This is a genomic window from Citrobacter sp. L55 (assembly GCF_002850715.1).
Classification (GTDB): Bacteria; Pseudomonadota; Gammaproteobacteria; order Enterobacterales; family Enterobacteriaceae; genus Citrobacter; species Citrobacter braakii.
The window spans coordinates 175,004-187,837 of sequence record NZ_KZ559401.1 but is presented as its reverse complement, the minus strand read 5'-3'; the positions used below and the strand labels follow the sequence as shown (position 1 = coordinate 187,837).

11 protein-coding genes are annotated in these 12,834 nt (G+C 51.6%); 7 read left to right on the top strand and 4 right to left on the bottom strand.

The features are described from left to right. The first annotated feature begins 16 nt into the window (after nucleotides 1–16). Together B9P82_RS08315 and rlmM are read left to right on the top strand one after the other, a co-directional pair. Entirely contained in the window at nucleotides 17–412 is a 396-nt protein-coding gene (locus B9P82_RS08315; protein ID WP_003034037.1) for a DUF423 domain-containing protein, read from the top strand. After that, on the top strand, nucleotides 405–1,505 hold the full coding sequence (gene rlmM / locus B9P82_RS08310) for a 23S rRNA (cytidine(2498)-2'-O)-methyltransferase RlmM (protein WP_003034040.1): 1,101 nt from the start codon (nucleotides 405–407) through the stop codon (nucleotides 1,503–1,505). Before B9P82_RS08315 ends, rlmM begins: the two co-directional genes overlap by 8 nt. A 35-nt stretch (nucleotides 1,506–1,540) precedes the next feature. Here the strand turns inward: rlmM and fucR are convergent, their stop codons facing one another. The 4 genes from fucR to fucI form a co-directional block, all read right to left on the bottom strand. Beyond that, on the bottom strand, nucleotides 1,541–2,269 hold the full coding sequence (gene fucR / locus B9P82_RS08305) for an L-fucose operon activator (protein ID WP_016157366.1): 729 nt from the start codon (nucleotides 2,267–2,269) through the stop codon (nucleotides 1,541–1,543). Nucleotides 2,270–2,326: 57 nt separating this feature from the next. Beyond that, complete coding sequence (gene fucU, locus B9P82_RS08300; RefSeq protein ID WP_019077593.1) at nucleotides 2,327–2,749, bottom strand: L-fucose mutarotase; 423 nt, start codon at nucleotides 2,747–2,749, stop codon at nucleotides 2,327–2,329. 1 nt (nucleotide 2,750) lies between these two features. Then, entirely contained in the window at nucleotides 2,751–4,169 is a 1,419-nt protein-coding gene (gene fucK, locus B9P82_RS08295) for an L-fuculokinase (protein WP_101700180.1), read from the bottom strand. Nucleotides 4,170–4,268: 99 nt separating this feature from the next. Beyond that, nucleotides 4,269–6,044 carry an L-fucose isomerase gene (gene fucI / locus B9P82_RS08290; RefSeq protein WP_047357907.1) on the bottom strand — a complete coding sequence of 592 codons (1,776 nt, stop codon included), beginning with the start codon at nucleotides 6,042–6,044 and terminating at the stop codon, nucleotides 4,269–4,271. 463 nt (nucleotides 6,045–6,507) lie between these two features. Here fucI and B9P82_RS08285 point away from each other — a divergent pair, with 463 nt between their 5' ends. The 5 genes from B9P82_RS08285 to B9P82_RS08265 all read left to right on the top strand — a co-directional run bounded on the left by B9P82_RS08285 (nucleotide 6,508) and on the right by B9P82_RS08265 (nucleotide 12,717). Beyond that, entirely contained in the window at nucleotides 6,508–8,007 is a 1,500-nt protein-coding gene (locus B9P82_RS08285; protein WP_046276142.1) for a sugar ABC transporter ATP-binding protein, read from the top strand. Between the two features lie 3 nt (nucleotides 8,008–8,010). Next, entirely contained in the window at nucleotides 8,011–8,994 is a 984-nt protein-coding gene (locus tag B9P82_RS08280; RefSeq protein WP_003034055.1) for an ABC transporter permease, read from the top strand. A 73-nt stretch (nucleotides 8,995–9,067) separates the two neighbouring features. Continuing rightward, nucleotides 9,068–10,018, top strand: a complete 951-nt coding sequence (locus B9P82_RS08275; RefSeq protein ID WP_016157361.1) for an ABC transporter substrate-binding protein — start codon at nucleotides 9,068–9,070, stop codon at nucleotides 10,016–10,018. Nucleotides 10,019–10,071: 53 nt separating this feature from the next. After that, the gene (locus tag B9P82_RS08270; protein ID WP_101700179.1) at nucleotides 10,072–11,652 is read left to right on the top strand and encodes an FGGY-family carbohydrate kinase; all 1,581 of its coding nucleotides are present in this window, start codon (nucleotides 10,072–10,074) and stop codon (nucleotides 11,650–11,652) included. A 66-nt stretch (nucleotides 11,653–11,718) separates the two neighbouring features. Then, a complete protein-coding gene (locus B9P82_RS08265; RefSeq protein ID WP_016154251.1) occupies nucleotides 11,719–12,717 on the top strand; it encodes a LacI family DNA-binding transcriptional regulator in 999 nt (332 codons plus the stop codon). Nucleotides 12,718–12,834: the final 117 nt, after the last annotated feature.

The following is a 12,834-nucleotide window of genomic DNA, read 5'->3' as shown; positions in this document are numbered from 1 at the left end:
TACGTAGGGTATTCACATGACCAGCCGTTTTATGCTGATTTTTGCCGCCGTAAGTGGCTTTATCTTTGTGGCGTTGGGCGCCTTTGGGGCACATGTTCTGAGTAAAACCCTCGGTGTCGTTGAGATGGGGTGGATCCAGACTGGCCTCGAGTATCAGGCGTTCCATACGCTGGCTATATTTGGCCTGGCTGTCGCCATGCAGCGGCGCATTAGCATTTGGTTTTACTGGAGTAGCGTGTTTTTGGCATTAGGAACGGTGCTGTTTAGCGGCAGCCTGTATTGCCTCGCGCTCTCGCATTTACGCCTGTGGGCGTTTGTTACCCCCGTCGGCGGTTTCAGCTTCCTTGTGGGCTGGGCGCTGATGTTAGTGGGCGCTATTCGATTGAAACGTAAGGGCGTTAGCCATGAATAAGGTTGTATTGTTGTGTCGCCCAGGTTTTGAAAAAGAGTGCGCCGCAGAAATTACGGATAAAGCAGGACGCCGGGAAATCTTCGGTTTTGCCCGCGTGAAAGACAATGCGGGTTACGTCATCTTCGAATGCTATCAGCAGGACGATGCCGAAAAGTTAGTGAAAGAGTTGCCGTTTAGCTCACTGATTTTTGCCCGTCAAATGTTTGTGGTGGGCGAACTGCTGCAATATTTACCGCCGGAAGACCGCATTACGCCGATTGTCGGCATGTTGCAGGGCGTGGTAGAGAAAGGCGGCGATCTGCGCGTTGAAGTTGCTGATACCAATGAAAGCAAAGAGTTGGTTAAATTTTGCCGTAAGTTTACCGTACCGCTGCGCGCGGCGCTGCGGGAAGCGGGTGTGCTGGCAAAGTATGAAACGCCAAAACGTCCGGTGGTTCATGTGTTCTTTATCGCACCAGGCTGTTGCTATACCGGCTATTCCTGGCCTGACAATAACTCCCCGTTCTACATGGGCATTCCGCGTCTGAAGTTCCCGGCCGATGCGCCGAGCCGTTCAACACTGAAGCTGGAAGAAGCGCTGCACGTGTTTATTCCTGCCGATGAGTGGGATGAACGTCTGGCTAACGGAATGTATGCGGTGGATTTAGGGGCATGCCCGGGCGGTTGGACCTATCAACTGGTTAAACGCAACATGTGGGTTTACTCCGTGGATAATGGTCCGATGGCGCAAAGTCTGATGGATACCGGACAAGTTACCTGGCTGCGCGAAGACGGATTTAAGTACCGGCCAAATCGCAATAACATTTCGTGGATGGTTTGCGACATGGTGGAAAAGCCCGCGAAGGTTGCCGCCCTGATGGCGCAATGGCTGGTCAACGGCTGGTGTCGTGAGACTATCTTCAACCTCAAGCTGCCGATGAAAAAACGCTACGAAGAGGTGTCGCAAAACCTGGCTTATATTCAGGCACAGCTTGACGAGCATGGCGTAAATGCCCAGATTCAGGCGCGTCAGCTGTATCATGACCGTGAAGAAGTCACCGTGCACGTCCGTCGCCTGTGGGCTGCTGTTGGTGGCCGTCGCGACGAGCGATAAGGTAAAATTGCAGGCCGGATGAAGGCGTAAATGCCTCATCCGGCCTGCATTGTTTCAATCAGCGGCGTATCTGAAATAATATGCGTCACATCATCCAGATGCCCAATCCGGGCCTCTCCCGAACGATTAAATTTACTTTTATCGATCAGCAATAATGACTGCGCTGCGCGCTTAAGCAGAATGGACTTGAAGTCGGCATTGGTTGCGTTAGAGTCCCAGAGTGCGCCGTCGCTGTCGATCCCTACGCAGGAAAAAATAAACAGATCGATCTCGAGTGGTTTGAGCTGCGAGATGAGCGAGGGGTTAACATAGCAACCGTATTTACGCTCAAGGCGACCGCCGGAGCTGATGAGCTGAAGGTGTTCGCGTTTAGCCAATTCCTGGCAAATGGGCTGGCTGTTGGTAAAGACGTGAATGTTGATGTCCGGTAACTGTCGCGCCAGGTACCAGCACGTTGAGCTGGCGTCCAGGGCTATCACCATACCTTCTTCGATCCATGCCAGCGCTTCGCGGGCAATATTCGCTTTGTGGGCATAGTGGCTTTTGAGTCGCATATGAAACGGGTCGCCGCTGTCCTGATTTTGCCGATGAATCACTTTGGCCCGTCCGTGATTGCGCAGCACTTTTCCCTGGGCTTGTAGCTCGCTGAGATCGCGGCGGATGGTCTCTTTGCTGACCTTAAGTTGCAAAGCAAGGGTTTCGGTTGTCAGATTTTTGTGGTTGGTAAGCAGATCTACGATCGCCTGCTGGCGCGCCGCTTTCATGTTCTGATCCTCATCTTATGATGAATGCCCGTAGCTGACGGGCATTCAGACCAGAGATTACGGGGTTACTCCTTTTTTTAATAGAATATTCCCGTACTTTGCCCGCTCTCCTGTGATAACGATCGCAAACGCCTGTTGCGCGCGTTCATAGAAGGCATAGCGGTCAATACGCGTGATGTCCGGGCAGGGGGTTTGCAGTGAAAGCGCCTGACGATAGCGGGCCTCGACGTCAGGATCGAGGGCATCGCCTTCAACAGCCGCCATCATCACCAGCGGTGGGGCATAGCTGTCCAGTTCAAAGAGCGGAATAATCGCCTGTAGAAGGTCGCTGACCAATAGACCGTCGGCGCGGATAACCTGCGGTCCCATGCTGTGGGCCGGAAAGTGGGCATCGGAAAATATAATCTCATCGCCGTGGCCCATCTCAGCCAGCACCTTCAGCAGGTCGGGCGAAATTAAGGGAGATATTGTTTTGAGCATGTTACTCGACTCCTGTTAGTTCGGATTCGGTTTGCGGATAGAAGTAACGGTACTGGTAGCGTACCTGCCCGCGTGCCTGTTCCGGTGAGGCAAATTCCCCAATGCCCGACCACGCAAACATTGCGGCACCAGCCACGGTGGTTTCGGCGTCATCCAGCACTTTGACAGGTATCCCGAGCACATTCGCTTTGATCTGATTCCACAACGCGTTGCGGCTTCCCCCACCTACCAATAGCAGTTCAGTGGCCTGGAAATGACCGATTTTTTCCAGCGTATGGAGGTTTCGCTGCAGCTGTTCTGTCAGTCCTTCCAGCGCGGCGCGATAAAAGTGACCACGGGTGGTATTGAGCGTAACCCCTTGCCAGCCCGCATTCTGACAGGCCAGCAGGTCGCAGTGCATCTTCACGCCTTCGGCGCCTGCCGGGATGACCCTGGCTTCGTCGATCAGCGTCTGCCAGGGGGTGTCGGCAGTCCACAGCAGCTTACGCACCCACTCGAGTACACCGGAAGCCAGCCACTGCATGCCGGGGTTATTCAGTCCAGCCTGGCTATCCAGCTCACAAGTGGAACCCGCATATTGGCTGAGCTGGGAGGTATCCACCTGCGCACTGCGCACCATCAGAATTTCCCATGTGCCGGAAGAGAGCACCGGTTCATCTGGCTGGGCTCCAGCGCCAAATAGCGCAAACTGCGTGTCGTGTCCGGCAGAGATGACCGGAATTCCCGCCGTAAGCCCGAGCAAGCTGGCAGCCTCTGGTTGCAAAACCCCAATCTGTTCGCCTGCTTCAACCAGGCGCGGGAACAGACGGCGCGGTATGCCCGTAGCCTGCAAAATGTCATGACTAAAATCGCGCTGCCGGATGTCCAGCAGCTGACTGGTGCCCGCCATGGTGATATCTGTAGTGAACTCGCCGGTTAAACGGTGGTTGATAAGCGACGAGATAAACAACCAGGCGTGCGCCTGCTCCAGAAATTGCGGATGGTTTTCTTTCAGCCACACCAGTTTATACAGCGTGTTGAAGCTAAATGCGCCGACGCCGGAAATTTCCTGCAATTGCTGCGGTGATATGTAGCGGTGAATATTCTCCATCACCGCTGCGGTGCGTGGACATTTCCAGCTAATCACCGGATACAGCTGCTTGCCGTTCTTATCAACCAGCGCGCCGTCTACGCCAAAAGTGGTGACGGCGATCCCGCGGACATGGCAGGCGGCTAGTTGCGTGCAGAGGCGCTGACAGCAATCGGCGAAGCGTTGCAGAATGGCCTCCAGCGACCATTGATGCCAGGTACTGTTTTCTGTTGCGATGTCACTGGCGTTCGGGGTTGCTGCGCGGGCGACAATCTTTCCCTGTCGGTCAACGGCGATAGCCCGCACGTTGGTCGCGCCACAGTCGAGAACCAGGATAACGTCTTGTTTCATAATCGCTCCCCAAACGTAGCCGGATGGCGCAGCGCTTACCCGGCTTACAAAATTCACCGCGCAGGCCCGGTAAGCTTGCGCCACCGGGCCAGAGTCGCATTAACGCTTATACAGCGGGCCGTAGTTCTGGCAGGCGCGATAATCCTGGCCTTCCATATCCATACCATGGGCTGCCCAGGCTGAAGGGCGGTAAATTTTTTCGTCTTCCACGTTGTGCATACAAACCGGGATACGCAGCATGGCGGCGAGCGTAATAAAGTCCGCGCCCACGTGACCTATCGTCAGTACGCCGTGGTTTGCGCCCCAGTTAGCCATGACGGAATAGACATCGCTGAACGGGCCTTTACCGGTTAAGCGCGGGGCAAACCAGGTGGTTGGCCAGGTGGAGTTGGTGCGCGCATCAAGCTGGTCGTGCATCTCTTTCGGCAATTCCACGCTCCAGCCTTCCGCGATTTGCAGCACCGGGCCCAGGCCTTTGATGATGTTGATGCGGGTCATGGTGAACGGCACGCCGCCCTCGGTCAGGAAGCGAGAAGAATAGCCGCCGCCGCGGAAGTATTCGTGAATAGCCGGACACCATTCGGTAGCCGCCAGGCAATCATCCGCCTCTTTCTGTGAGATCTCCCAGTGCGGCTTCATGGTCGGTTTCCCTTCGCCGTCGCGCTGTTTGCAGGAGCCATCCAGCGCTGCCGAGCCGGAGTTAATCAGGTGAATAATACCGTGCTCAGCAAGGCCGGTCAGCGGTTTACCCGTGACGCGTTCAACCGCCTCTGGCGACCAGTAGGTGCGCACATCGGCAAAGACCTGCGCTGTGCCGGTGAGTTGATGACCAAACAGCATCGCCACGCCGTTCAGGCTGTCGTTTTCGGTGGCGACAACGAACGGTTCGCGAATGCCGTTCCAGTCAAAGGAGCTGTTGAGCAGTGCTTCGGCGGTATCGCCATTCGGGTATTGATCGGTCCAGTGACGCTGGCCCTGGAAGCCTGCGGCAATCGCGTTGTACCCCAGCGACTCTTCAACCCGACCTTTGTCTGCCAGTTTCTGGTTACCCTGCATCATGTCGCGAATACACATGGCCATCAGCAGGCTCTCTTTCAGCACCGCACGGCTCTGCTCTGCGTTACGCTTATATTGCTGTGCGTTCTGATCTTCACCGTAGCGGAAGTTTTTATCCGCCCACGCCAGCGCCATTTCCAGCTCAGCTTCGTCATAGATTTTTTGGTCGATGCGACGACGCAGTTCGGTCATATCAACGGGTTGAACCTTCATTCCCAGCCAGGATTCAAAGAAGTTATGATCGACAATCGAGCCGGCAATGCCCATTGAAACGCCGCCTACGGACAGGTAGCTTTTGCCTTTCATACTGGCAACCGCCAGGCCCGCGCGGGCAAAGCGCAGCAATTTTTCTTCAACATCGGCAGGGATCGTGGTGTCACCGGCATCCTGTACGTCATGGCCGTAAATAGAGAAGGCGGGAAGCCCTTTTTGATTATGCGCAGCCAATGCTGCGGCCAGATAAACTGCGCCGGGACGTTCTGTTCCGTTAAAGCCCCAGATAGCTTTCGGGCGCATCGGATCCATGTCGATGGTTTCGCTACCGTAGCACCAGCATGGGGTAACAGTAATCGTCACGCCTACGTTCAGGCTGCTGAATTTTTCTTCACAGGCGGCAGATTCAGCCATCCCGGCAATGCAAGTGTCGGCAATCACACATTCAATTTGTGCGCCACAGGCGTGACGAAGTTTCTCTGTGATCAGCGCAGCAGTGGCTTTAGCCATATTCATGGTTTGCTCTTCGAGCGATTCACGAACACCCATACGGCGCCCATCAATCACCGGACGAATTCCAATTTTCGGTAAGCTATTTTTGTTCATTCGAGGTTCCTCATCTCACTTTATGCCGTGCTGCAAAAGCGGATGTTGAACACCACCGTCGCAGTTGGCTGAATAACCCATTTTTGCTAACTCGAGTTAGCTTAGGTATTGGAGAGTTTTTTGCACAACTTTTTTGTTGTGGAACTGTGAGAGGCTTCACGAGAAGTGGTTAAAATTCGATCTGCGTCAAATAAACCAGGACGGGTATTTTCAATAAATCCTTTTTAAATTAATTGGTTGTAATAAATTGTCTGTTCAGCGTCACAGTTTTAAACCAAATGATTTGGCTATTTTGAGTAGCTAAAATAGCTTTAAAAGGCACTTCGCTAACTCGAGTTAGCATAATTGATAAAACGCATATGAACTTATAGGTAGTATTCGCATTAACGGTGACGATGGCTTCCTGGCAACGTTTTGCGCCTGATTCACTGATTGCAGTTTCTGTATATTGAGGAAAGCAGCAATGTCTGAAACATTTTTACAGATGAGTCATATTACGAAACGTTTTCCCGGCGTATTAGCGTTGAGTAATGTGGATTTTGCTTTACGCAAAGGAGAGGTTCATGCGCTGCTGGGTGAAAATGGCGCAGGAAAGTCTACGTTGATGAAGATTTTATCCGGTGTTTATCAGCCTGATGAAGGGGATATTATTTTTGAGGGACAACCTGTTACTTTTGCGAATCCGTTGAGTGCACAAAGCGCAGGTATCACCATCATTCACCAGGAGTTTAACCTTTTCCCTGAACTCACGGTGGAAGAAAATATATTTATTGGCAGGGAGTTTTGCAAAAATAATCGCTGGCGTCTGGATGAAAAACAACAGCGACAGGCAGCTATCGATATTTTGCAAAAATTAAACCTGAATATCTCTCCAGAAACGCTGGTGGCCGATCTGACCGTCGCGCAACAACAAATGGTTGAGATTGCTAAAGCGATATCGGTAAATGCCAAGATTCTTATTATGGATGAACCGACGGCAGCGCTGACTGAAACGGAAATTGACAGCTTATTTCAGGTAACTCGTTTGCTGAAAGAACAGGGAACGGGCATTGTTTATATCTCGCACAGATTAGAGGAACTGGCGCTGATCGCCGATCGCGCGACGGTGATGCGGGATGGTCAGTTTATTGCCACTGTGGATTATGATGCGGTTAAAATTAGCGATCTGATTGCCATGATGGTTGGGCGCGATCTTGGCAATATCTATCCTCGCCGCGAACCTTTGGCTCAACGCAAGCCGGTGTTGGAAGTAAGCGGTCTGACGCGCAATGGCGTATTGAACAATATTGATTTCACTCTGTATCAGGGCGAAATTTTGGGCTTCGCCGGTCTGATGGGGGCAGGACGTACTGAGCTGGCGCGGGCGATTTTTGGTGCGGATCCCATTGATGGCGGAACCCTCAAGCTGAACGGTAACGTGACGGTAATTAAAGATATTCCTGATGCTATCAAACAGGGTATCAGCTATTTAACCGAGGACAGGAAAAAAGAGGGGCTGGCATTAGGACTGTCCGTTGAGCGCAATATTATGTTGGGCAATTATCCTGAGTATTCCGATCGTTATGGCAACGTGGACAGCAAACGTTGTCAGAAAACCAGCGAAGAACAGGTGAAAGCCCTACGCATTAAAACACCACATTTAGAACAGGCTGCTCTGAATTTAAGTGGTGGTAATCAGCAGAAAATTATTATTGCCAGATGGGTGTGTAAAGACACCGATATTCTCATCTTTGATGAACCCACTCGCGGTATTGATGTGGGTGCCAAACTTGAGATTTATGAATTAATGAATCGACTGGTGGCAAAAGGGAAGTCAATTATCATGATCTCCTCTGAATTACCGGAAGTGCTGGGTATGTGCGATCGCATTTTAGTGATGCGTAATGGACGTATTACCGGGGAGTTAGCTTCTGATGACGCCACACAAGAAAAAATCATGCAATATGCGACGTTAGAGGACTAATTTATGACTATCTCTGTAACCTCTTCAGACAGCAATAATAAGAAAATAAAAATTAACAAAGAACTTTTAATGCGCCTTGCGCCGCTTTTGAGTCTGATTATTTTAGTAATATTTTTTAGCTTTGGTTCGCCATTTTTCTTTAACACTGAAAACATCATGACAATCGCTCTGCAAACTTCAGTGATTGGCATTATGGCGATTGGCGTTACCTTCGTCATTATCACGTCAGGAATCGACCTTTCTCTTGGCTCGGTGGTGGCCTTTTCGGGTGTTGCGGTAGGCATCAGCGCCACGCTGGGATTGCCTCTGCCCGTATGTATTCTGGCCGGGGTGCTGGCCGGTGGATTATGTGGCTATATCAATGGTCTGCTGGTCACCAAAATGACTATCCCACCTTTTATCGCCACGCTGGGCCTGATGATGTCCGTCAGAGGCATCAATATGGTGATGACAGATGGTCGTGCGATTTATTTCGCTGATTACCCCACCTTCAAAATGCTGGCCCAGGGACGTTTGTTCGATGTGTTGCCTTATCCCGTTTTTTACCTGGTGGTGGTGGCGCTAATCGCCGCCTACATCCTGAAGAAAACGGTGATTGGTCGCTATGTTTACGCTGTGGGTAGCAATGAGGTGGCCGCACACCTTTCCGGAATTAAAGTTCAACGCGTCAAAATTTTCGTCTACGCCTTTTGCGGTCTGCTGACCGGGATCGCCGGGGTTATTCTGGCCTCACGTCTGAACTCTGGTCAGCCAACGGTTGGCGTGGGTTATGAACTGGAAGCCATCGCGGCGGTTGTTATTGGTGGGACGAGCCTGATGGGGGGAATTGGCACCATCGGCGGGACTATCATCGGCGCATTCATTATGAGCGTGTTGAAAAACGGTCTGAACCTGATGGGGGTTTCCCAGTTCTGGCAAATGGTGGCCATGGGCGTGGTGGTCATTGCTGCGGTTTATCTCGATACATTACGCAAAAAAATTCGTTGATTTACGCTCCCGGAAGTCACGGGGCATCATAACCCTGACGTTTAGGGTGACTCACTCAGAACGGAGTAAAACAATGAGAACCAGGAATTTTGTCTATGCGTTATCCCTGCTGGCCTGTATGACATCCAGCGTATTGGCTAAAGATATGAACCTTCCGGTGGTCAGTAAAGGTTTCCAGCATGAATTCTGGCAAACCGTAAAAATGGGGACGGAAGCGGCAGCAAAAGAGTCGGGTGATAAAACCAGCTATGTTGGCCCGGCGGATGAAACTCAGATTGCCGAGCAGATTCAGCTAGTTGAAAACGCGATGGCGCAAAAACCCAATGGACTATTGCTGGCAGCGTTAGATGCCAATGCGCTGGCGCCATTAGTTGAGACCGCAAATTCACGCGGCATTAAAGTTGTGACGTTTGACTCCGGCGTGAATTCTGATATCCCAGTGAGCTTTGTCGCCACGAATAACCGTAAAGCCGGTGCTGAAGCGGCGGATGCACTGGCAGCGGAAGTGGGCAGCAAAGGTAAAGTGGGCATTATTGCGCACGTAGCGGGGACCTCCTCAGCGATTGAGCGTTCGGAAGGGTTTATTGCCCGCATGAAAGAGAAATACCCGGAAATCCAGGTGCTACCGGTCCAGTACAGCGATGGCGATCCGCAAAAAGCGATGGATAAAACCATCGATATGATCCAGGCCAACCCTGATATTGCAGGGATTTATGGCACCAATGAAGGCTCAACGCTGGGCGTAGCAAACGCCATTGATAGTCAAAACCTGAAAGGTAAAGTGAAAGTGATTGGTTTTGATAGCACCGAGGCAATCATTGCTTTCCTGAAGTCTGGGGTCATTCAGGGCTTTGTCGTGCAGGACGCTTATCAGATTGGCTACCAGGGTATCAAGACACTAAATGCAGCGGTATCGGGTCAGTCTGTACCGAAAGAAATTGATATTCCGGTTAAATTCGTTAATGCGAAGAACATTGACACCCCGGAAATTGACAAGCTGTTACACCCATTCGGTAAAAAATAACACCGTTGGGGCGAAGTGCTCGCCCCATCATTCGCCAGCGTCAGGGAGTTACTATGGGCAGTGGATATTTCCTCGGTGTGGATGTCGGTTCCGCCAGCGTCAGGGCTGGTGTCTTTGATGCCAGTGGCAAACGGCTGGCTTTTGCGACATATGCCATCTCGCAGTTTCGACCCGGTCCTGAGCGGGTTGAGCAGTCATCTGCAGAAATCTGGCAGCAGGTTTGCCATGCAGTGAAGGAGGCGGTGTCGTCATCCGGGGTTCGCATTGAGGAGATTCGCGCATTGGGATTTGATGCCACCTGTTCATTGGTGGCACTGGATGAACAGGGGCGGGGTCTGGCAGTTTCACCAGGCGAACCATCGGACCATAACATCATCATGTGGATGGATCATCGTGCGGCGCAGGAGACGCAACGTATAAACGCCACGCAGGATCCGGCTCTGCGCTACGTTGGCGGTGAAGTCAGCGTCGAAATGGAGCTTCCTAAAGTGCTGTGGCTGAAAAACCATTTTCCAGCCACCTGGCAGAGTGCGCATCGCTTCTACGATCTGGCGGACTTTCTGGTCTCTAAAGCTACCGCCTGTGATGTTGCTGGTCTGTGCACGCTGACGTGTAAATGGAACTATCTGGCACATGAACAACGCTTTAGCCACTCTTTGCTTGACGCTGTTGAGCTAACGGATTTGTTGGGCAAAATCCCGTCGCGGATCCTGCCGCCAGGCGCCGCCGTTGGAACGCTTAGCGCCGATGCGGCCCAGGCGCTGGGGCTGACGACTGCAGTGGTCGTCGCCAGCGGAATGATTGATGCCCATGCGGGCGGAGTAGCGCTTGCCGGTGTTGAGCCTGAGGGGACGTTGGCGTTGATCAGCGGAACGTCAAATTGCCATATGCTGTGCAGCGAGCAGGAAATTCATACACCTGGTGTATGGGGGCCGTACTGGTCAGCCATGCTGCCAGGCTACTGGCTGACAGAAGGGGGGCAAAGTGCCGCTGGGGCGTTAGTCGACTGGACGCTTCAGGAGTCAGGAGCCAGCGCGGCGCTATTTCACAAGGCTGAGGCGCGGGGTTGCCATCCCATCGTTTTAGTTAATGAATGGGTTGCCGCACTTGAGGCGCAGGAGTCAGAGCCTGGTCGTTATTTGCATGTGTTGGCCGATCATCACGGTAATCGTTCACCGCGCGCGCGACCCGATGCCCGGGGGAGTGTTTGCGGTTTGACTCTTGAGCGAGGCGAGATGCAGGTTGCTCGTCTGTACCTGGCGACATTACAGGCGATCGCCTGCGGTACGCGGCATATTATGGAAGTGATGCGCGAAAACGGTCACACCATTTCCCGACTGACGCTGTGCGGCGGCGCAACGCATAACCCACTGTGGTTGCGAGAATATGCCGATGCCACCGGATGCGATATTCATCTGATGCAGGAAGAGGATGCAGTGACGTTAGGTGCGGCCATCACCGGCGCGGTTGCCTGCGGCGCGTGGGAAAATATTCCATCTGCATGCCAGGCGATGGTTCGATCTGGCGAGGTGATTAAGGCTAACCCGGCACGGCGGAACTTCTATGACCGCAAATATCAGGCTTATCTGATGATGTGGGATCAGCAGCAGGCGATTAACCAACTTATGCAGTAAGACAAAAGTTTAAAATACTTTTATGATTGTAGATTGACGTTTTTGGATGTGAACTGGGGCATAAAAATGGCTAAAACAGTAGAACAGATAGCCAGCGATCTGAATTTATCGGTTACGACCGTACGACTGGTGCTGAACGGGAAAGCAGAGCAATATCGAATCAGTGTCAAAACCCAAACGCGTATTAATGAATATGTCGAGCGCTATGGTTACGTCATTAACCATTCAGCACGCAGCCTGAAATTGAATAAAACGGATACGTTGGGATTGATTGTGCCCAATATTTCCAACGTGTTTTTTGCCACACTCGCAGAAAAACTTGAGCAACGCTGTCGTCGTTCCGGTTATCAGCTAACGATTAGCTGTACCTATGACGATGTTGATTACGAAAATAAACTGACCAAAGCGTTAATAGCTCGCAATGTCGATGGCCTTTTTATTGTTCCCTCAACATTAGAGAATCAGCAGCACCATTTACGTCAGGTTAGAAAACCGATGGTGTTACTTGACCGTGATTTTAAGTATACCGATAACGCTCTGGTAGAAAGCCATAACATTTTGGGCGGCGAAAAGTTGACGCAAAGTTTGTTTGACGCTGGAAAGTCGCCGATCTGGTTTTTGGTGGGAGATACGGGATTACCCAGCATCGGCGACCGTTTGCAAGGTTATCTTAATGCATTGAACAATAATGGTATTTTGCATAGCGATTGGGTGCGCGAAGGGCCGGATAACACGCCCGAGGGTGGTTATCGACTGATGGATGAGTTGATCGGCGAACAGGGCTGCCCACAGGCATTTATCGCCTCATCATTACCCGTACTGGAGGGGGCCATTAACGCTATTCGTAATCGTTTTGGCACAATTCCACCTGAAATTAATATTGGGACATTCGATGAACACCCAATGCTGGGATTCCTCGCCAATAATGTCTGGTCAATGCAGCAGGATGAAAATGTTTGGGCGGAAAAAGCGTTCGATATGATGATGAGTGCTATTGATGACCAGCCAATTAAAGAAACTGTAAAAGTTGAGATGAAACTTATTAAGCGCGTAAGACAACCTTAATACGCCGCTATAAATAAATCGGCCTACTGAACCTGAATATATACGTTCAGTGGCTGCCTGTATCTGAAACCTGACCCGTCTTACTCTGCGGCTGCATTTTTCGCAATAAAGACGAGG